This is a genomic window from Xanthomonas cannabis (assembly GCF_040616535.1).
GTDB classification, from domain to species: Bacteria; Pseudomonadota; Gammaproteobacteria; order Xanthomonadales; family Xanthomonadaceae; genus Xanthomonas; species Xanthomonas cannabis.
Genome location: NZ_CP136580.1, coordinates 3155502 through 3176121, shown reverse-complemented (window position 1 = coordinate 3176121; position 20620 = coordinate 3155502). Strand labels below are relative to the sequence as shown.

Annotated in this window: 16 protein-coding genes and 1 other RNA gene; 11 read left to right on the top strand and 6 right to left on the bottom strand. The window is 66.4% G+C overall.

What is annotated here, in order from left to right; genetic code table 11:
• Positions 1-14 precede the first annotated feature (14 nt).
• The 3 genes from rraA (at position 15) to RZV17_RS13525 (ending at position 3609) form a co-directional block, all read left to right on the top strand.
• Positions 15-515 (top strand): ribonuclease E activity regulator RraA, encoded by a 501-nt coding sequence (gene rraA, locus RZV17_RS13535; RefSeq protein WP_355604149.1) that lies wholly within the window; start codon positions 15-17, stop codon positions 513-515.
• A gap of 22 nt (positions 516-537) precedes the next feature.
• Positions 538-2133 (top strand): serine hydrolase, encoded by a 1596-nt coding sequence (locus tag RZV17_RS13530; RefSeq protein ID WP_355609382.1) that lies wholly within the window; start codon positions 538-540, stop codon positions 2131-2133.
• A 210-nt stretch (positions 2134-2343) separates the two neighbouring features.
• Positions 2344-3609: a cation:proton antiporter gene (locus RZV17_RS13525; protein WP_355609379.1), complete on the top strand. Its 1266-nt coding sequence runs from the start codon at positions 2344-2346 to the stop codon at positions 3607-3609.
• A 64-nt stretch (positions 3610-3673) separates the two neighbouring features.
• On the opposite strand, the gene RZV17_RS13520 is transcribed toward RZV17_RS13525, so the two are convergent.
• Positions 3674-4867, bottom strand: a complete 1194-nt coding sequence (locus tag RZV17_RS13520; RefSeq protein WP_355604146.1) for an ATP-binding protein — start codon at positions 4865-4867, stop codon at positions 3674-3676.
• The gene (locus RZV17_RS13515) at positions 4864-5553 is read right to left on the bottom strand and encodes a response regulator (RefSeq protein WP_355604144.1); all 690 of its coding nucleotides are present in this window, start codon (positions 5551-5553) and stop codon (positions 4864-4866) included. The genes RZV17_RS13520 and RZV17_RS13515 overlap by 4 nt, the downstream gene beginning before the upstream one ends.
• A gap of 105 nt (positions 5554-5658) precedes the next feature.
• On the opposite strand from RZV17_RS13515, the gene RZV17_RS13510 reads away from it, so the two are divergent.
• The 4 genes from RZV17_RS13510 to RZV17_RS13495 are packed head-to-tail and all read left to right on the top strand — an operon-like array spanning position 5659 to position 12168.
• Positions 5659-7128, top strand: a complete 1470-nt coding sequence (locus tag RZV17_RS13510) for an efflux transporter outer membrane subunit (RefSeq protein WP_355604142.1) — start codon at positions 5659-5661, stop codon at positions 7126-7128.
• Between the two features lie 19 nt (positions 7129-7147).
• Positions 7148-7984, top strand: a complete 837-nt coding sequence (locus RZV17_RS13505; protein WP_355604139.1) for a MipA/OmpV family protein — start codon at positions 7148-7150, stop codon at positions 7982-7984.
• 21 nt (positions 7985-8005) lie between these two features.
• On the top strand, positions 8006-9112 hold the full coding sequence (locus RZV17_RS13500) for an efflux RND transporter periplasmic adaptor subunit (RefSeq protein ID WP_355604136.1): 1107 nt from the start codon (positions 8006-8008) through the stop codon (positions 9110-9112).
• Positions 9109-12168 (top strand): efflux RND transporter permease subunit, encoded by a 3060-nt coding sequence (locus tag RZV17_RS13495; RefSeq protein ID WP_355604133.1) that lies wholly within the window; start codon positions 9109-9111, stop codon positions 12166-12168. Before RZV17_RS13500 ends, RZV17_RS13495 begins: the two co-directional genes overlap by 4 nt.
• A gap of 4 nt (positions 12169-12172) precedes the next feature.
• Here RZV17_RS13495 and RZV17_RS13490 read toward each other — a convergent pair.
• A non-coding RNA gene (locus tag RZV17_RS13490) (sX9 sRNA) lies at positions 12173-12249 on the bottom strand.
• A 127-nt stretch (positions 12250-12376) separates the two neighbouring features.
• Between RZV17_RS13490 and RZV17_RS13485 the strand changes: the two genes are divergently transcribed.
• Entirely contained in the window at positions 12377-12973 is a 597-nt protein-coding gene (locus tag RZV17_RS13485) for a plasmid pRiA4b ORF-3 family protein (protein WP_355604130.1), read from the top strand.
• 157 nt (positions 12974-13130) lie between these two features.
• Positions 13131-14963: an ABC transporter ATP-binding protein gene (locus RZV17_RS13480; protein ID WP_355604127.1), complete on the top strand. Its 1833-nt coding sequence runs from the start codon at positions 13131-13133 to the stop codon at positions 14961-14963.
• Positions 14964-15466: 503 nt separating this feature from the next.
• On the opposite strand, the gene RZV17_RS13475 is transcribed toward RZV17_RS13480, so the two are convergent.
• Positions 15467-17272 (bottom strand): DUF885 domain-containing protein, encoded by a 1806-nt coding sequence (locus RZV17_RS13475; RefSeq protein WP_355604124.1) that lies wholly within the window; start codon positions 17270-17272, stop codon positions 15467-15469.
• A gap of 221 nt (positions 17273-17493) precedes the next feature.
• Between RZV17_RS13475 and RZV17_RS13470 the strand changes: the two genes are divergently transcribed.
• Together RZV17_RS13470 and RZV17_RS13465 are read left to right on the top strand one after the other, a co-directional pair.
• Positions 17494-17850, top strand: coding sequence for an aldehyde-activating protein (locus tag RZV17_RS13470; protein ID WP_355604121.1), 357 nt, complete (start codon positions 17494-17496; stop codon positions 17848-17850).
• A complete protein-coding gene (locus tag RZV17_RS13465) occupies positions 17847-18650 on the top strand; it encodes a DUF4349 domain-containing protein (RefSeq protein ID WP_355604118.1) in 804 nt (267 codons plus the stop codon). Before RZV17_RS13470 ends, RZV17_RS13465 begins: the two co-directional genes overlap by 4 nt.
• A 189-nt stretch (positions 18651-18839) precedes the next feature.
• On the opposite strand, the gene RZV17_RS13460 is transcribed toward RZV17_RS13465, so the two are convergent.
• Both RZV17_RS13460 and RZV17_RS13455 read right to left on the bottom strand, forming a co-directional pair.
• Entirely contained in the window at positions 18840-19133 is a 294-nt protein-coding gene (locus RZV17_RS13460) for a hypothetical protein (protein WP_039412560.1), read from the bottom strand.
• Positions 19134-19538: 405 nt separating this feature from the next.
• Positions 19539-20504 (bottom strand): LysR substrate-binding domain-containing protein, encoded by a 966-nt coding sequence (locus tag RZV17_RS13455; RefSeq protein ID WP_355604115.1) that lies wholly within the window; start codon positions 20502-20504, stop codon positions 19539-19541.
• Between the last annotated feature and the right edge of the window lie 116 nt (positions 20505-20620).

Here is a 20620-nt window from a genome sequence, read left to right as displayed (position 1 = left end):
ATGAGACCGTCTCGATGACCTGGACCACTCCCGATCTGTGTGACCGCTTTCCCGAGGTGAGCGTTGCCGAGCCATTGTTCCGCCACTTTGGCGGGCGCACCGCGTTCTGCGGGCCGATCGCAACGGTGCGCTGTGTTGAAGACAACTCGCGCGTGCGCGAACTGGCCTCCACGCCGGGCGACGGGCGGGTGCTGGTGGTGGACGGGCAGGGCTCGTTGAAGCATGCGCTGCTGGGCGACCAGATCGCAGCGCAGGCGGTGGCCAATGGCTGGGCCGGGGTGGTGATCCATGGCTGCGTGCGCGATGTCGAGATCCTGGGCACGCTGCCGCTGGGCGTGCTGGCCTTGGCTCCCTGCCCGCGCCGTACCGAACGGCGCGACCTGGGCGATGCGCAGGTGCCGGTGAATTTTGCCGGCGTCCCGTTCGTGCCCGGGCACTGGCTCTACGCCGACGCCAACGGCGTGCTGGTGACGCCGCTGCCGCTGTCGCTGGACAGTGCCGGTGGCACACCCTGATCGACAACAGGAGGACGTGGTGGTGATCGTGAACCGATGGCTGACGGGAGGCGTGCTGATGCTGGCAACCCTGGTGACAACGACGCATGCGGCCGACCTGCCGGCCGGCATGCAGCAGTTCGACGCGCAGATGGAACGCGTGCGCACCCAGTTCGACGTGCCCGGCATCGCCGTGGCCATCGTCAAGGATGGCCAGGTGGTGCTGGAGCGTGGCTACGGCGTCCGCGAGATCGGCAAACCCGATCCGGTGCAGGCCGATACGCTGTTTGCGATCGCCTCCAACACCAAGGCGTTCACCGCTGCCTCGCTGTCGATTCTGGCCGACGAAGGCAGGCTCTCGCTCGACGACAAGGTCATCGACCACCTGCCGTGGTTCCGCATGTCCGACCCGTATGTCAGCGACCAAATGCGTATCCGCGACTTGCTGGCGCATCGCAGCGGCCTAAGCCTGGGCGCAGGCGACCTGTTGTTCTGGCCAACCACCAGTTACAGCACCGAAGAGGTCGTGCAGCGCCTGGCCAAGGTGCCATTGAAAGGCGGTTTCCGCGATCGCTATGCGTACGATAATATCTTGTACGCCGTGGCGCAGAAGGTGATCGAGCAGGTCTCCGGGCAACCCTACGCTACGTTTCTGCAGCAGCGCATCTTTGCGCCGGTGGGCATGCGCGGCACGCGCTTCAACGCCGACCATCTGCAGCCCGACGATAACGCCGCAGTAGGGCACGCCAAGTACGACTTCACCGAGTTGCGCACGGTTGCGCCATTGACCTGGTCCAACAACTCCGGTGCCGGCGGCATCTACTCCAGTGCGCACGACATGGCGTTGTGGATGAAGGTGCAACTGGCCGGCGGCGTATTGCCGGACGGCACACCGCTGTTCAGTGCAAAGCGGCAGCAGGAGATGTGGTCGATGATCACGCCGATCGCCGTTGCCGCTCCGGCAGTGCCCGAACTGGCCGGCGCGCAGCCCAATTTCGCCGGCTATGGCGAAGGCTGGAGCCTGAGCGACTATCGCGGCCATCGTCTGGTGTGGCATACCGGCGGCTGGCCCGGCATGGTGTCGCGGCTGACGCTGGTGCCCGACCAGAAGCTGGGCGTGGTGGTGCTGACCAATCAGGAAGTCGGCGCGGCGTTCAATGCGGTGACGCTGCAGGTGCTGGACGCATTCCTGCAGGTGCCACCCACCGATTGGACCGAGGCGTACGCCAAGGCCGTGGCCAAGGCCGGCAGCGAGGCCGATACCAGTTGGAAGGCGCATCAGGACGCACGCGCGGCACGCTCCACGCCGTCGTTGCCGCTGCGCGGCTATGCGGCGACCTATCGCGACCCCTGGTATGGCGATGTGGTGATCCGCCAGGACGGCAAGCGGCTGCGCCTGCAGTTCACCAGGACCGCCCAATTGGTGGGCACGCTGGAGCATTGGCAGCACGACAGCTTCATCGTGCGCTGGGACGACCGCTCCTTGAACGCGGATGCCTTCGTCAACTTCGCGTTGACCCCGGACGGTGCGGTGCGCGAGATGCGCATGCAGGCGATCTCGCCGCTGACAGATTTCAGCTTCGATTTTCAGGATCTGCTGCTGACGCCCGTGCAGACGCAGGCCGCTGCGTCGAAATAAAGCGGCGCTCGGTTGCCGGGCGCTCGCTGTCCTGCAGTGCGCTGGTGGCCGGAGTCGGTTGCGGCCGGCGGCCACCGCAGCGCAGCTCTGCACGCTGACATGGCCATGGCGGCTGGCGCGTGCAGCGTTGCAGGACCGCCGCCGCGTCGCTACCGCCTGGCGGCGCGTGTGGTTATGATCCGCGCACTTCTCAAGGATGTCGCCGCACGCATGACCACTCCACAGATGTCGGTGTATTTCTTTCTGCAGGCTGCAGCCATCCTGCTGGTGTGCCGGTTGGTCGGGTTGCTGGCCAAGCGCCTGGGGCAGCCGCAGGTGGTCGGCGAGATGATTGCCGGGGTGATGCTGGGGCCATCGTTGTTCGGCCTGCTGGCGCCGGGCGCCCAGGCGGCGTTGTTCCCCAAACAGACCATGGATGTGTTGTACGTGTTCGCGCAGTTCGGCGTGGGCCTGTACATGTTTCTGGTCGGGACCGACTTCCGCGGCGATCACTTCCGCGCGCGCTACCGCAGTGCGATGAGCGTGTCGCTGGCCGGCATCGCGGTGCCGTTCGCGCTGGCATTTGCGATGTGCCCATGGCTGCTCACCGTCGATGGCCTGTTTTCCGAGAAGGCCAAGCTCACGGAAGCGTCGCTGTTTCTGGGCGCAGCCATCGCCATCACTGCCTTCCCGATGCTGGCGCGCATCATCCACGAACGCGGCCTGACCAATAGCCCGCTGGGAACGCTGGCGCTGACGGCTGGCGCGTTCGACGACGCCGCGGCGTGGTGCATCCTGGCGGTGGTGCTGGCCAGCTTCGGCGGCAGCTGGGGCAGCGCCTATCTGGCCATCGGTGGCGGCGTGGGCTACGCGGTGTTCATGATTTTCGTCGGACGGCATCTGTTGCGTCGCCTGGCCGACCACGTGGTGCCGGATCAGCCGCTCAGCAACAGCGTGCTGGCGATCGTGCTGATGCTGTTCTGCGTGAGCGCGTGGGCGATGGACGCGATCGGCATCCACGCGGTGTTCGGTGGCTTCCTGCTGGGTGTCTGCCTGCCCAAGGGGCCGTTGACGGAAAAACTGCGCGAGATGATGCAGCCGTTCGTGGTGGTCTTGCTGCTGCCGTTGTTCTTTACCTATTCGGGCCTGAAGACCCAGCTCAGCGTGCTGTTGCAGCCGCAGATCATGCTGGCCGGTGTCGCGATCCTGGCTGCATCGTTCGTTGGCAAGGGTGTGGCCTGCTGGGCCGCGGCGCGCGTTACCGGCGAAAACAACCGCGACGCGATGGCGATCGGCTCGCTGATGAATGCACGCGGCCTGATGGAGCTGATCATCATCAACATCGGCCTGCAGGCCGGTGTGATCGAGCAAGGCCTGTTCTCGGTACTGGTGCTGATGGCGATCCTGTCCACGCTGATGGCGACGCCGCTGTTCAACTGGATCATGCGTCGCCACGCCCATGTGAGCGACGCGGTGCCGAGCCTGCAGTCGCGGTGATCGGGTGCGCAACCGCCCGCGGGTGCGGGCAGTTGCACTGACGTGTGCGCGGCCGGGCGTTGCGTCAACGCCCCAGCGGTAACTGCACGCTGGCCAGCAGGCCACCGCCGGGGCGGTTGCTGACGACCAGTTGGCCATCGTGCGCCTGGCAGATGGCCGAGGCGATCGCCAGGCCCAGGCCGCTGCCGCCGGAATGCCGCGCGCGCGAGCTGTCGGCGCGCCAGAAGCGGTCCAACAGGTGCGGCAGTTGCGCAGGCGCCACGCCAGGGCCGCGGTCGCCGACGGTGAGCTGCACGATGTTGCCGTCGCGGCGCACCTGGATCTCCAGCAGCTTGCCGGCTGCGGCATAGCGCAACGCGTTATCGATCAGGATCGACAGCACCTGGCCCAGCCGGTGCCGGTCGGCATGCAGGCGCAGCGCCGGATGCGTGGGGTAGTGGACGGTCATCTGCGCCTCGCGCAGCGCCGGCCCTGCCCATTCGATGCGTTCGGCGACGAGTTCCTGCAGGTCGACGCTTTCCGGCTCCAGCACCAGCTGGCCGGCACGCGCCAGCGACACCAGGTGCAGGTCGCCGATCAGGCGATTGATCTGCTCCAGCTGGCGATGCACCAGCCGCAGTTGCTCGGGTTCGCGCGGGAAGACGTCGTCCAGCATGCCTTGCACGCGTCCCATCGCGGCATTGAGCGGGGTGCGCAATTCATGCGCCAGCATCGCGCTGGAGTCGCGTAATTCGCGCTCGTACTGCTGCAGCCTGCCGCTCATCGTATTGAAGTCGTCGGCCAGGGCGGTGAGCTCGTCCGGTGCGCCGCGCACCACTTCTGCGCGTGCGCCGAAATCGCCATCGCTGACCCGGTGCGCCGCGAAAGCCACCTGCGAAAATTGCCGCGACAGCGGCCGCGACGCGAGCAGGCCGCAGAACAGGATGACCGGGACCGAGACGGTCATCATGGCGCCCAGCATCCACCAGTCCGGATTGGCCAGCCCGGGCAGGAAATTTTCGATGTCGTAATAGCGCTGGAACAGCTCCCACAGGCGGGCCTGGTTGGCCCTGGGCTGCTCGATCAGCTGGGAGATCTCCGCACGCGGCCCGGCCGGAACGGTGCTCAGGATCAGGCTGTAGCGCAGATTGAAATAGCACCACATGCCGAACGCGATGACCATCATGGTCAACACCGCCAGCGCGCTCATGCGCAGCCCCACCCACCACCACAGGGGCGCCTGGTTGCGCCAGGCATGAAACCGCCGCAGCACCTTCATTGAAAGCGATACCCCACTGCACGCACGGTGACCAGCACCCCGGTGATGCCATGCACTTCGAGTTTGCGGCGCAGGTTGTGGATGTGCGAATCCACTACCCGTTCCAATGCATCGCTGTCGGGCAGGCAGGCGTCGAGCAGTTCGCTGCGCGTAAAGGCCTTGAATGGGGTCTTGAGCAGCAGCGCGAGCAGGTTGAATTCGGTCGGGGTCAGATCCAGCGCCACGCTGTCGCCGTTTTCGTGTTGCACGCTGGCCACCACGGCGGCCGGATCCACGCTGAGCCGACCGTGCTGCAACGGCTCGCCCGGTGCGCGCACCGCCACGCTCCGGCGTAGCACCGCATGCACGCGCGCCACAACCTCCTTGGGGCTGTAAGGCTTGACCACGTAATCGTCGGCGCCGTAGCGCAGTGCGCCGAGCTTTTCCGGCTCGTCGCCAATGGCGGTGACCATGATTACCGGCGTGTCGCCGGCGCGGCGGATCGCCGACAGCACCTCGATGCCGCTGAGCTTGGGCAGCATCACGTCCAGCAGCACCAGATCCGGTGCCCATTGCCGATGGAGCTGGATGGCGCGTTCGCCATCGCCGGCCACGGCCACATCGAAGCCGTCGCGGCGGAGATAGGCCTCCAGAATGCTCGCGCTATCGGCGTCGTCTTCCACCAGCAGAACTTTCTTGCCTGTCATGGCGTGTTGCCCTGTCGTCTCGATCAAATCTGAATAATTCCCGAAAACAACCTGGACGCTGCGGGTCGAGGATGTCGGTCGAGATTGGCTCTGTGCCCCGACATCATGATTCCACAAATTATTCCGCACCGTTGGTCTTGCGTGTGCCTGGTTGCCGCCAGTGCAGTGCTGGTGACTGGATGCTCGCTGACACCGGCCTACCAGCGCCCGGCGCTGAGCGTGCCGGCCACGTTCGGCGACCGGCAGGCCGCATTGGCGCCGGCATCCGGTCAGCCCGACGCCAACGCAACTACCACCGTCACTCTGAACGAGCAAGAGCGCGTGTTCTTGCAGACCTTAGCGCCAGACCGCGACCTGCGGCCCCTGGTCGAACGTGCGTTGGCGCACAACGGCGATTTCCGCCGTGCGGCGTTGCAGGTAGAGCAGGCACGCGCGCAGTACGGCATCGCGCAGGCATCGCGACTGCCGGCGCTCGCCGTCGGCGCACAGCAGCTGCGGCAACATTTCGACAACCCGACGCTGGATGCGCGGTACCAGCAGGATCTGGTCATTGCCAATGCAGGGATCGGCAATTTCGAAGTGGACTTTTTCGGCAAGCTGCAGGCGATGTCCGAGGCCGCACGCCAGCGCTACCTGGCCAGCACCCATGGCCGCGACGCGGCGCGTGGCGCCCTGATTGCAGAGGTGCTGCGCGCCTACACCGCCGAGCGCACCACAGCGCAGGCGCTGCAACAGCTGCAATCGCTGGATGCTGACAGCGCTGCATTGCTTGCCATTGCCGAGCGGCAATATCAGGTGGGGCTGATTGCGCGCGACGAGCGCGATGCGCAGCAGCGTCAGGCCGACCACGCCCACGTGGCGGCCCTGCAGGGCAACGACAACCACGCGGCGGCGGTGCGTGCGCTGCAGTTGCTGGCCGGCTACGACAGCACACCGGTACCCGGCGACCTGCAGGGGCTGATCGCCGCTGATACGCCTGCCAGTGCGTGGCGGGCCCTGGATTCGTCGCTGTTGCTGCAACGCCCGGACATCCAGCAGGCCGAGCTGGAGTTGCGCGCGGCCAATGCCGATATCGGTGCGGCGCGCGCGGCGTTTTTCCCCTCGATCACCTTGAGCAGCAGCGTGGGCACGGCCAGCGACGGATTGAACGGCTTGTTTTCTGCAGGCCACGGCGTGTGGAGCTTCATGCCGCAACTGAACCTGCCGGTGTTCGATGGCGGCCGCAATCGCGCCAATCTGGACCTGGCGCAAGTGCGCAGACGTGCCGATGTCATCGCCTACGAGCAGGTGATCGAGTCTGCATTTCGCGAGGTCGCCAATGCACTCGACGCCCACGCCACCTTGTCGCAGGCCGAGCCGCGCTCGCGCGAGCAGGTCGAACGCGAGCAACTGCGGCTTGCCCGAATGCATCAGCGCGTAGATGCCGGTCTGGAAGACCGCAGCGCGCTGCTGGCCGAGCGGGCCCGCATCGCTCAAACCGAACTCGATTACCTGGACACCGCACGTCAACGCGTGCTGAGCCGTATTGCGCTGTTTCAGGCGTTCTACGGCGTGCGCCTGCCCACCGCTTCCTGACTTCCGACGGAGACTTTCGATGAACGTATCGTCCTTCAATCGCTTGCGTGGCAACCGTGCCGTCCGCGCCAGCGTCCTCGCGTGCATGACCGCCATTCCGTGCATCGCACACGCACAAACCGATCTGACCGGGAGTTCGCGCCTGCTGGGAGATCGCACTGAAATCACCGCCGGTGCCGCCGCGGTTGCCACGCCGGAGTATGCCGGTGCCGAGCGCGCGCGCGTGCAATTTAACCCGGTGCTAGTGGTGCAGCGCGGCGTGCTGTTCTTCGACACCTCCCGCGGCGGCGGCCTGCAATTCCAGAGCAAGTCCGGCTTCTACATATCGCAATCGCTGTATTACGACCTGGGCCGGCTGCAAAGCGACAGCAACTGGCGGCCGGGCTCGCGCCTGCTGGCCGGCATGGGCGATGTGCCTGGGTCGGTGACGGCACGCACGCTGGTGATGCAGCAAGTGACGCCCTACATGAACGTCAATGCGGAGGCGGAGTTCACGCTCAAGGATGCTGCGCGCCGCAACCGCTATCGCGCCGGGATGGAATTCACCCTGCTGCATAGCGCCAACGACACGATCACCCTGGATCTGGACGTGCATGGCGGCGACCGCCGCTTCAATCAGGCTTACTTCGGCGTCACCGATGCGCAAGCCGCGCGCACCCGCTTTGCCGCGTTCAATTCCGGATCCGGTGCGTATGCCGCCGCTGTAGGTGGCAGTTGGACGCACTCGTTGGGCGACCACTGGGCCACCACGTTGGGGGTCACCGGAACGCGTTACTTGGACAACGCCGAAGACAGCCCGCTGGTGGCACGCCGCAGCGTGGTCAGCGGCAACCTTGCACTGACCTACAGCCGCTGAGCGGCATAGACCGGGGATCAAATGATGACGATGTTTTATCGCGGCCTGGTGTGCGGCACGTTGCTGCTGGGAGTGGCCGCATGCAGCGGGCCGGATGCGCCGGCCAGTGAGACACCACGCGCGGCGAAGCTGGAGCGCTTCGGCAGCGGGAGCGATAACCCACTGCAGGTGCCGGCGCTGGTGCGCCAGGAACAACGTGCCGAGCTAGGGTTCGAAGGGGCGGGCCGTCTCTCCGCAGTGCTAGTGGATGTCGGCGACCGGGTGACCCGCGGCCAGCTGCTGGCACGGCTGGATGATGAACCGCTGCGCCTGCGCGAACAGCAGGCTGCTGCAAACGTGCGCGCGGCACTGGCGCAATCCGGCGAGCGGCAACTGCAATTGCGCCAGCAACAGACAATGTTCGATGACGGTGCCAGTTCCAACACTACCTTGACTGCTGCGCGCGCAGCGGCAGATGCGGCGGCCGCACAGCTGCAGGTGGCCAGGGCCGATCTGGCCATGGCGCGCCGCGGCACGCGTTTGAGCGAGCTCCGCGCGCCCTTCGATGGCAGCGTGGTGGCGCGCCTGCAACAACCGCAGGCCGATGTGGCGGCTGGGCAGACGGTGCTGCAGGTGGAGGGGCAGGGCCATGTGCAACTGGTCGCCACATTGCCGGCAACTGCCGGTGCCGGCTTGGTGCCGGGGCAGACCGTGCATGCCCGTGTGGCGGATGCGGGCGATGGGCTGATCGAACTGCGTCTGCGCAGTCTTTCCAGCCGCCTGGACAATGCCACGACGGTACATGCGTTGCTGCAACCCCTCGCCGCCGCGCCGTCGCTGCGCAGCGGCGACAGCGTGATGCTGGCGCTGCCGACCCCTGCCGATTCCACGCCGAGTGTGCCGTTGTCGGCGGTATTGCCCCGGCTCAACCGGCAACAGGCCAGCGTGTTCGTTTACCAGCCGGCAAAGAGGGCCGTGGTCGAACGCGCGGTAGAGCTGGGAACGATCATCGGCGAGCGCGTCCACATTCTGCGCGGGCTGCGTGCAGGCGAGCAGGTGGTGAGCGCTGGCGTGGGCTTCTTGGTGAACGGCCAGCCGGTGACACCGCTGCAGGCGCAGACGCAGCTGGGCGGAGGTCGCACGCCATGAAGGTGACCCAGATGGCGATGCGTTCGAGCCGGCTGACGTTGTTTGCCGCAGCGATGATCCTGATCGGCGGCATCGTGGCGTTTCTCGGTTTCCCGTCGCAGGAGGAACCGTCGGTGACCGTGCGCGACACGCTGGTGTCGGCAGCCTATCCCGGCATGCCCAGCGAGCAGGTGGAAAACCTGCTGGCGCGTCCGGTGGAGGAGCGCTTGCGCGAGTTGGCCGGCATCAAGCGCATCGTCACCACGGTGCATCCGGGCAGCGCGATCGTGCAGCTGACCGCTTATGACGATGTGCAGGATCTAGCGGCGCTGTGGCAGCGCGTGCGCGCCAAGGCCGCGGAGGCCGGCGCACAATTGCCTGCGGGCACCCTTGGCCCCCTCGTCGACGACGACTTCGGGCGCGTGTCGGTGGCTTCGATTGCGGTGACCGCACCGGGCTTTTCGATGAGCGAAATGCGCGGCCCGTTGCGGCGAATGCGCGAGCAGCTGTACGCCTTGCCCGGCGTGGAGCAGGTGAAGTTGTATGGCCTGCAGGACGAGGCGGTGTACGTGTCGTTCGATCGCGCGCGGTTGCTGGCCAGCGGCTTGACACCGTCCAGCGTGATGGCGCAATTGCGCGCCCAGAACGTGGTGGGCTCCGGTGGGCAGGTGGCGGTGTCTGGGCTGGCGCTGACCGTGGCCACGTCCGGCGAAATCCGCACGCCCGAGCAGTTGCGCGGCGTGCTGCTGAGCGTGCCAGGCGCGCCCGCAGGCAGTACCCGCGAAGTGACCCTGGGCGAGCTGGCACAGGTACAGGTGATGCCGACCGACCCGCCGCAAAGCGCGGCCGTCTACCAGGGCCAGCCGGCGGTGGTGGTCTCGGTCTCGATGCAGCCCAGCACCAATATCGCCGACTTCGGCAAGGCGCTGCGCGCCAAGCTCGACGACACCGCGCGTGAGCTGCCTGTCGGCTTCACCCAGCACGTGGTGAGCTTCCAGGCCGATGTGGTCGAGCGCGAGATGGGCAAGATGCATCACGTCATGGGCGAGACCATTGTCATCGTCATGGCGGTGGTGATGCTGTTTCTGGGCTGGCGCACCGGGTTGATCGTCGGCGCGATCGTGCCGCTGACCATCTTCGCCTCGCTGATCGTCATGCGTGTGCTGGACGTGGAGCTGCAGACGGTCTCGATTGCCGCCATTATTCTTGCGTTGGGCTTGTTGGTGGACAACGGCATCGTGATTGCCGAAGACATCGAGCGCCGTCTGGTGGCCGGCGAGGAACGTCGCCAGGCCTGCATCGATGCCGGCCGGACGTTGGCGACACCCTTGCTGACCTCCTCGTTGGTCATCGTGCTGGCGTTTTCGCCGTTCTTCTTCGGCCAGACCAGCACCAATGAATACCTGCGCTCGCTGGCCACCGTGCTCGGCGTGACACTGCTGGGCTCGTGGTTGCTGAGCATCACCGTGACGCCGCTGCTGTGCATGTACTTCGCCAAGGTGCATGTCACCAAGACCAGCGACGCAGCCGAATCGCGGTTCTATCGCGGCTATCGCCGTGTGATCGAACGCGTGCTGCAGCACAAGGTGCTGTTCATTGGTGCGATGACGGCGATGCTGGCGCTAGCGGTCACCGTGCTGGTGTCCATCCCATACGACTTCCTGCCCAAGTCCGACCGCCTGCAGTTCCAGATGCCGGTGACCTTGCAGGCGGGCAGCGATGCGCGCCAGACGCTGCGCACGGTGAGTGAACTCAGCCGCTGGTTGGGCGACCGCCACGCCAACCCCGAGGTGGTGGACAGCATCGGGTATGTTGCCGATGGCGGGCCGCGCATCGTGCTGGGCCTGAACCCGCCGCTGCCGGCCGCCAACCAGGCGTACTTCACGGTCAGCGTGCGGCCCGGGACCGATATCGATGCGGTGATCGCGCGGGTACGCTCGCACGTGCGCAGCCACTTCCCTGCGCTGCGTGCCGAGCCCAAACGTTTTTCGCTGGGCGCCACCGAAGCTGGGATGGCGGTGTATCGCGTGGTGGGTCCGGATGAAGCGGTGCTGCGCAGCAGCGCCGCTGCAATTGCCAGGGCCTTGCGGGCAGTGCCGGGCACCGTGGACGTGCAGGACGATTGGCAGGCGCGCATTCCGCGCTATGTCGTTCAGGTGGACCAGCTCAAAGCCCGCCGCGCCGGTGTGAGCAGCGAAGACGTGGCGCAGGCCTTGCAGGGGCGCTACAGCGGCGTGGATGCCACGGTGATCCGCGACGATGGCACCGATGTGCCGGTTGTCGTGCGCGGCAGCACCGACGAGCGTGCCGCCAACGGCAATCCGGCCGATACGTTGGTGTACCCGCAGGCAGGCGGCGCACCTGTCCCGTTGGCGGCGGTCGCCACGGTGTTGCGCGACAGCGAGCCGTCGGCGATCCAGCGGCGCAACCTCAGCCGTGCCATCACCGTGACCGCGCGCAACCCGCAACTGACCGCGACCGAGATCGTCGAACGGCTGTCCGCGCCAATCGCCGCGCTCAAGCTGCCGGCTGGCTACCGCGTGGAGATTGGCGGCGAGCTGGAAGATTCGGCCGAAGCCAATCAGGCTTTGCTGCACTACATGCCGCATGCGCTGGGCGCGATCCTTTTGCTGTTCGTGTGGCAGTTCAACTCGTTCCGGAAGTTGTTCATCGTGCTGTCGGCGGTGCCGTTCGTGCTGATCGGTGCGGCACTGGCGCTGGTGTTGACCGGCTATCCGTTCGGCTTCATGGCGACCTTCGGCCTGCTGGCGCTGGCCGGCATCATCGTCAACAACGCGGTGTTGCTGCTGGAGCGCATCGAGGCCGAACTTGCCGATGGCCTGCCGCGTCGCGAAGCGGTGGTGGCGGCTGCGGTCAAACGGCTGCGCCCGATCATCATGACCAAGCTCACCTGCATCGTTGGCCTGGTACCGCTGATGCTGTTTGCAGGCCCGCTGTGGACGGGTATGGCGATCACCATGATCGGTGGGCTGGCGTTGGGCACGCTGGTGACGCTGGGCCTGATTCCGATCCTGTATGACCTGCTGTTCGGTTTGCGCACGCGAAGGAGTGTCTAGGCGTGGTTAACAATACGTAGCGAGGGGACATCAGGCGGGCGTGGACGACGCGCTCAGATCCGGAATGTACATGTAGTGCATACCGATTCGGGCACCGGCCACACCGGCCTGGCGACTGCCCGGTCGTTTACTCGACGCTCTGGGCGGCGTCTGCATTTGCCTGGTTGGCACGCCATACTGGGTGACAGTCAGGAACAAGCACGACACGATGACGAAGGCAAAAAAGAAATTCGCGCAGCAACCGGTGCAGCCATCTGCACCGCTGTATCAACTGCATGTGGCATTGACCGATAGCGCGCCGCCGATTTGGCGGCGCCTGCTGGTGTCGGGCGCAGTACGCCTGGCCATGTTGCACCGCGTGCTGCAGTCGGTGATGAGCTGGAGCGGCGCGCATCCGTACGAATTCGACTTCGGCGGTGGCCGCTATGGCGAGGCCGGGCTGGATGTGCCGGAGCGCTCGCGGCTCAAGCATGCCGCCCGGGTCACGCTGGAAAGCGCGGTGGGCGAGCTTGGCGAATTCGCCTATTTCTATGGTGCCGGCGCTGGCTGGAAGCACACGCTGCAGGTCGAGGCCGTGCTGCCGCCGGATGCGGGCCTGCGCATCGCGCGCTGCATCGAGGGCGCCAATGCCTGCCCGCCGGAACGCAGTGGCGGGATCGACGCCTACCAGGCGCTCTTGCAGATCATCGCCGACACGGACCACCCGCAGCATGTGCAGGAGCTGGCCACGCTCGGTGGGCGTCTGGATCCAGCCCATTTCGATCTGGCCAAGGTCAACCGGCTGCTGGCGCGGATTCGCGAGTAGATCCGGATGCCGACAGTGCCGTGGCGTGCAGGTGCAGCAACATGGGCACCCACGCCCGGACGCTGCCACCGCGCTGCGCCAGGCCGCCGGATCAACGCACTGCGGCTTGACGCCCGATCGGCTAGCCTGACGGCCCGGTGTTAGCGAAGTATCTGCAATGTTCCGCTGGTTCGAATCCCTGATCGACATCTTTCCGCCTATCGAGCGGGAGATGCCGCCACGTCGCGTGTGGCGGTTCTATCTGCACTACCTGCGGCCGCTGTGGCCGATCCTGCTGGCCACGCTGATCGCGGGCTTGTTGCTGGCCTTGGTGGAAGTGGCGATGTTCGACTTCCTCGGCCGCATCGTGGACATGTTGAATGAGCGGCCAGGGCCCGACTTCTTCCGCCACCACGCTAGCGAGCTGGCGTGGATGGCGGGGATCACCCTGATCGCGCGGCCGTTCTTCACCGGCTTGCACAACCTGCTGGTCAACCAGGCGATCGTGCCGGGGCTGAGCAACCGCTCGCGCTGGTTGATGCACAACTACGTGGTGAGGCAGAGCCTGGGGTTTTTCAATAACGATTTCGCCGGCCGCATTGCCAACCGCGTCATGCAGACCGGTACGTCGCTGCGCGAATCGGCGGTGCAGATGGTCGATGCGCTGTGGTACATCGTGGTCTATACCGGCAGCGCGTTGTGGCTGTTCGCTCAGGCCGATCCGTGGCTGATGGCGCCGCTGTTGATCTGGCTGGTGGTGTATGTCGCGCTGATGGCGTTCTTCGTGCCGCGCATGAAGGCGCGCGCCTGGATCGCGTCGGACGCGCGCTCCAAGGCCACCGGGCGCATCGTCGATGGCTACACCAATATTTCCACGCTCAAGCTGTTCGCCCATGCCGGCCGCGAGGAAGCCTATGTGCGCGAGGCGATCGACGAGCTGGCGGTCAAGCATCGCGGGCAGACGCGCGTGACGACCTCGATGGACACGGCCATCGCAGTGGCCAACGGGTTCCTCATCGTCGGGACGTGCGGGCTGGCGCTCTGGCTGTGGAGTCGCGGGCAGATCAGCGTTGGCGCCATCACCCTGGCGACCGGGCTGGTGATTCGCATCCACAACATGTCCGGTTGGATCATGTGGACGGTCAACGGAATTTTTGAAGACATCGGCACCGTGCAGGACGGCATGCAGACCATCTCGCAGCCGGTACAGGTGCAGGATGTGCCGACTGCGGTGCCGTTGCAGGTGACGCAAGGCCAGGTGCGGTTCGAGCACATCCATTTCCATTACGGCAAGCGCGGTGGCGTGATCGCCGGGCTGGATCTGCAGGTGCGCGCCGGCGAAAAGATCGGCCTGGTGGGGCCCTCGGGCGCCGGCAAGTCGACGTTGGTCAACGTGCTGTTGCGGCTGTACGACCTGGAGCAGGGCCGCATCCTCATCGACGGGCAGGACATTGCGCAGGTCACGCAGGACAGCCTGCGCGGGCAGATCGGGTTGGTGACCCAGGACACCTCGTTGCTGCATCGCTCGATCCGCGACAACCTGCTGTACGGCCGGCCGCAGGCCAGCGACGCGCAGATCCTGGATGCGGTGCGCAAGGCACGCGCGGAAGGTTTCATCGACACGCTGATCGATGGCGAAGGCCGTCGCGGCTTCGACGCGCATGTGGGCGAGCGCGGCGTCAAGCTCTCCGGCGGTCAGCGTCAGCGCATCGCGATCGCGCGGGTGCTGTTGAAGGACGCGCCGATCCTGGTCCTGGACGAAGCGACCTCGGCGCTGGATTCGGAAGTGGAAGCGGCGATCCAGGACAGCCTGGATGCACTCATGGGCAACAAGACCGTCATCGCGATTGCGCACCGGCTGTCGACCATCGCGCGCATGGACCGGCTGGTGGTCATGGATGCCGGCCGCATCGTCGAAACCGGCACGCATGCCGAGCTGATCGCGTATGGCGGGCTGTATGCACGGCTGTGGGCGCGCCAGACCGGCGGATTTGTTGCGGCAGATGCGTGACGCTGGGCTGTGCGTGGTCGTTGCGCGGCAGCTGGGCGCGGCCTCGCCGCTCGCCAAGAAATAGCAACAGCGCAAGCCCCTCTCCCGCCGGGAGAGGGGTTGGGGTGAGGGTACGGGCGAAGCCACTTGGCGCCTCATCGCCGAAGCGCCTGGCGACGCATTCGACATCGCCGGCTGCAACGACATCACGAGGCTGCCCTCATCCGCCCCTACGGGGCACCTTCTCCCGCGCGCGGGAGAAGGAAGACTTGCAGTCTTTGATCGACCAACAGCAAGCGCCTCTCCCGCCGGGAGAGGGGTTGGGGTGAGGGTACGGGCGAAGCCACTTGGCGCGTCATCGCCGAAGCGCGTGGCGACGCATTCGACATCGCCGGCTGCAACGACATCACGAGGCTGCCCTCATCCGCCCCTACGGGGCACCTTCTCCCGCGCGCGGGAGAAGGAAGACTTGCAGTCTCTGATCGATCAGCAGCAAGCCCCTCTCCCGACGGGAGAAGGATCGATCACTCGATCGGCTGATCCAGCATCAGCTCGCGTGCGAAGCGGACCGGTGGCGCGCCGTAGGACAGCATCTTGTCGTGATAGGCCTTGAGGTTGAAGCTGTCGCCCAGCTTGTCCTGCACCGCCTTGCGCGTATCCAGATGCTCCTGCACACCGACAAAGTAGGTCGGCAGCTGTGCGGACGACAACTGCGCGCGCACCCACTTGCCCGACGCTTCGCTTTCCTGCTGGAAGGTGTCGTGGGTCATCAGGTGCATCGCCTTGTCGCGATCCCAGCCGTCCACATGCACGCCCTGGTCGAGGATGGCATTGGCAATGGTGCGCAGGTAGAACTTGAGCTGCACCAGGTGGAACAGCGGGTCGTTATCCAGGTAGCCCTGTTCCTGCATCATGCGCTCGGTGTACACCGCCCAGCCCTCGGCGAACATGCCCGAACGCAGTACCGCGCGCAGCGTGGAGGGGAACTTGGCCGAGTGCCAGCCTTCCAGGTAATGGCCCGGCGTGCCCTCGTGGATGCTGAGCAGGTGGATCATGCGGGTGTTGTACTCGCGCAGGAACGAATCGACCTGCTTGTCGTTCCAGTCGTCGGGAATCGGCGACACCGCGTAGAACGTCTTCAGATTCTTGTCCAGCGGGCCGGGCGAATCGCAATAGGCCACTGCCACGCCACGCTGAAATTCCGGCATCAGGATGATATCCACCGGCGAATCGGGCAGCGTCATCAAGTCCTTCTGGCGCACGAACTCGGTGGATTGCGCCAGTGCGGCCTTGGCTTCGTCAACCACCTTGTCGCGTGCGGGCTTGTCGGCATAGGCCAGTTCCAGCGCGGCCTCGATCGCGGCCTGCTGCTGGTCGTCGTTGGGCGATTCGGGCAGCTTGGGAGCGCCGGGCTTGTCCTTGAGCACGGTGCGCGCAATGCCGTACATCTCGCCGCGCACGCGCTTGAGTTCGGACTCGGCGCGTTGCTTGATCTCGGCACGCGACAACGACGACAACAGCGCGAATTTCAGCTTCTGGTCGTATTTTTCCGCACCGACGCGGAAGTCGCCCTTGGCGTTGGGCACCAGCACGGTGTCCAGCCAGGTCTGCTGCTCGGCCACCGCCTTGCGCAGGTTGTCGATGGCCGCCTGCGCGCGCGCCGCCTCGATCGGGCCAAGCTGGCTGATGTTGGGCGCGATGAAGGTATCGACGATGCTGAGGATGCCCTTGTTCTGCTTGGCCACCGTCTCGGCATGGATCTTCGGCACGCGCGCCGGGTCCAGGTTCTCGCGCGCCTGCGCGAAGATGCTGGGAATCTTTTCCATGCGCTGGGTGGCCGCGGCAAGGCGCTCGGGCAGCGGCGCGAACTCGCGCGCCATCAGGCCGTACAACGCGCTGCCGGCCAAGCCGTTATAGACCTGCGGGTCCCAGGCCCAGCTTTGCAGCACCTCGGTATTCCAGATTTCCGACTGCAGCTGGTTGCGCAGGATCGCCGCGTCGACCTGGTTCTCGCGCGAGAGCTTGGCCACGTCGATGGCATCCAGCTCGCCCAGCAGCTTCTTGCCGGCGTCCAGGCTGCGCTGGCGTCCTGCTGTGCTGAGGTCGTCGATCTGGGTGTCGAAGCGGTGGTCGCCGGTCTGGGTGGCGGTCACCGGCGACAGCTGCATCCAGGTGTCCAGCGCCTGTTTGGACAACGCCGCAAAGCGCGCATCCGGGGTCTGTGTGTCCTGGGCGGGAGCTGCGGTGGTGCCGGCTTGCGGCGATTCGGGCTGCTGCTGGCAGGCGCTCAGGCCGGCGATCAGGGCGAGGACAAGCAGGCGTTGACGCATCGTGGGTCCTGGTGGAAGCAAACCACCAGCATAGGCAACTGTGCGGTTGTCCGCATCCGCCATTGGTTTAGAGTGGCGATCGCATCTGCACCGCCCCCGCCAGGCGGGCGCGGCCGCGGCGCATCCAGCCGAGCTGGCGCTCGCCCAGGTGGCAGCGCCTTCGCCAGGCACTACGCCCGATCGTCGCCACGTTGCGGTGGCGCTTCCAAGGAGGAATACCCATGCACTACGCCGGTAGCTGTCATTGCGGACGCATCGCGTTCGATCTGGAGACCGAGACGCCGATCACCGAGGTCTACGACTACAATTGCTCGTTCTGCCGCCGCCGCGGTGGGCTGCTCTGGTTTGGCGCGCGTACCCAGCTGCACCTGCAGGCGGCCCCGGATGCGCTGGGCAGCTATCGCTTCAATCGGCAGCATATCGAGCATCACCATTGCCCGCAGTGCGGCATTGCACCCTTCAGCGAGGGTACGGACCCGAAGACCGGCGAAGCTGGCGTCGCGGTCAACGTGCGCTGCCTGCCAGGGCTGGATCTTGCCGGCCTGCGCGTCCACATGGTCGACGGGGCCAGCCGATGAGCCGCCGCCTGCGCAGGTATGCCATCGCGTTGCTGGTTGGCTGGGGGCTGAGCGGTTGTGCGCGTCCACCTGTAGAGATGGGCGCAGATGGCGGCGCCCCGGCCCCGGCGCCGCCCGCCGCGCAGGGCAACGCGCTGGCGTACGAACACGATGTCCGCATCGAGCTGCCGGCCGATCAGATCGATCAACGCATCGCGGCGGTGCGCACCGCCTGCCAGAACGCGCAGTTCGGCAGCTGCGCGCTGCTGGCGGTGGAGCAGGAGGGCGGGCGCGATGCCAGCGGCAGCGTGCGCGTGCGGGTGGTGCCCGACGGGATCGAGCCGCTGGTGCAACTGGCCGGCCAACACGGCGAGGTGGCAGCCCGCAGCACGCGTGCCGAAGACCTGGCGCAGCAGATCGCCGATACCGGCCTGGCCCAGGCGCGGCTGCAGAAGGAACACGCCCGCCTGCTGGAGTTGCAGCAACGCCGCGATCTGTCGGTGACCGATCTGCTCGCGTTGTCCAAACGACTGGCAGAAATCGAGGCCGAAGCGCAGCAGACCCAGCAGGACGCCGCGCAGCAGCAACGCCGCATCCGCACGCAATTGCTGACGCTCACCTTCCGCAGCACCGGTGGCGAGCAGGGCAGGGGCGAGATTGCCGAGGCCGCGGCAGGGTTTGGCCAGGTGTTTTCGTCGAGTGTGGCGTTCGTGATCCGCGCAGTGGCGGCGCTGCTGCCGGTCGTGCTGCTGGCGGCCATCGCCGGCTGGCTGCTGTTGCAGGGGTGGCGCTGGCGCGCGCGGCGGCGCCGGATGTCCTGACCTATACGGGGCCGGGCGGCGGTGCCGCCCCGGCTGGCGTCGTGCAGCGTTGGTGCTGCGCAGATGAAGTGGCCGCCTGGGGTGTGGTGGCGGCCGGTAGCACGCCGATCGGCGTGCCGACCTCAAGACTTCACGACAGGTCGACTACACGCACCGTCGGGTGCTGCAGTGCAGACCTGCCGGTGCGGCTCAGCCTTCGTCGAGCTCGTATTCGACAAACACATCCAGCTGCAGTGCCAGTTCCTGCACGGCATCGCGCACCTTTTGCGCGGTGGCCTCGTTGCCGGCTTCCACCTCGAACTCGTGGCTGCCCGGACCTTCATCGTCGGACAAGCCGGCCGAGCTGGAATCGTCGTCGTCCAGATGCGGCATCAGGTCGTCGACTTCTTCCACGTGCTCGATGCCTTCGATGCTCTGCAGCAGGTTGGCAATGGCACGCGCGTCGTCGTCGGTGCCGGTGATACGCATGCGAAGCGTGGGCATGGGACAGCTTCCTTGGGTTGGGGACCCAAAGCCTAGGCAGCGAAGAGACAAAATCAGGTGATGGCGCCGATGCCACGCTCGACTCCTTGCCACCCACGTCGCCGATCGGCGTATCTCCGCATCGGGAGCGCTGTGCACGTCGGAGGGGAGCGGCCAATGCGATGCAGTGTGTGCAGTGGAACGCGCACGTTCACGTGGGCGGGAGCGGGCCGGGTGCACGCATGGCAGGCGTGGCCAGACGTGCAACGCCTGCCATCGACCTGCGCAGCGAGTCGCGGCGGTGCTGCCGTGTGCTCGTGAAGATGGGGGACGTCACCCAGCGCAATGCGTAGAGATGTGACAGCGCTGGCGTGCCGGTGCGTCAGATCCGCTGCAACGTAGCTGCGTCACCGTTGCCCGAGGCGATCATCGCCGCGCACCTGGCCTTTCGGGCGTCCGGCGCGCCGGCAACGCGACCAGCTCTGCCGGCAGCGCCGGCATCGGGGTGCGTTCGTCCAGCGCTTCGTGCTTGAGCCAGTCGATGAACAGCGCCGCCGCCGGGCTGGGTTCGCGGTGGCTGGGGTGCACGATGTAATACGCGTAGCGCGCCTTGAGCGTGGGGCCCGGCAGGCGCACCAGTTCGTAGCGCTGCAGGTAGGGCTGGGCGATGTGCTTGCGTGCCAGCACCGCGCCCAGGCCGTAGACCGCCGCGCGCATGGCGTCGGTGCTGTCGTTGAAGGTGTGCATGGGCGGCAGCGTGGTGCCGCGCACCTGTGCGGCGCGAAACCAGTCGCGCCAGCCCTGCGGCGACATGTCGCTCAGCAGCGGCAATTGCGCGATCTGCGCCGGCGTGCGCAGCGCGGCCACTTCCGGCAACGACGGCGAAGCCACCGGAAACAGTTCGTCATCCATCAGGTGATGCGAGGTCAGCCCTGGCCAGGCGCCTTGTCCGTAGCGTATGCCCAGCTCGGGGCCGCCTTCTTCGAAACGCGAGAACGCCGGGTCCGATTGCAGGTCCAGCCTGATATGCGGATGTGCGCGACAGAAGCGCGGCAGCCGCGGCAATAGCCAGCAGTACGACAGCGAGCGCAGCGTGGTCACGCGCAGCGGGATGGCGTCGTCGCGCGGATGCAGGTTGCCGGCCACCGCGGCGATCTCGGCCAATGCGGCGGTGGCGGCATCGGCCAGCTGGCGGCCTTCGGCAGTGAGCTTGACGCCGCGCGGCAGCCGCTGGAACAGGGTCGCGCCGAGCAATGCTTCGAGCTTGCGCACATGGTGGCTGACCGCACTGGCGGTGAGGTGCAGTTCTTCGGCCGCATGCGCGAAATTCTGGTGGCGGGCGGCAGCGGCAAAGACGCCCAGCGCAGGCAACAGGGTCGGACGCAGGTTCATCGAGGCATGAGTCAGATTTGTGGCTGACCCCGATACTACGCGCTTGTCGCGCCTGCGGCCGCAGCCGATGCTGCGTCATCCCATCGCGATGATCGTGCCATGTCCACCTGCCTGCC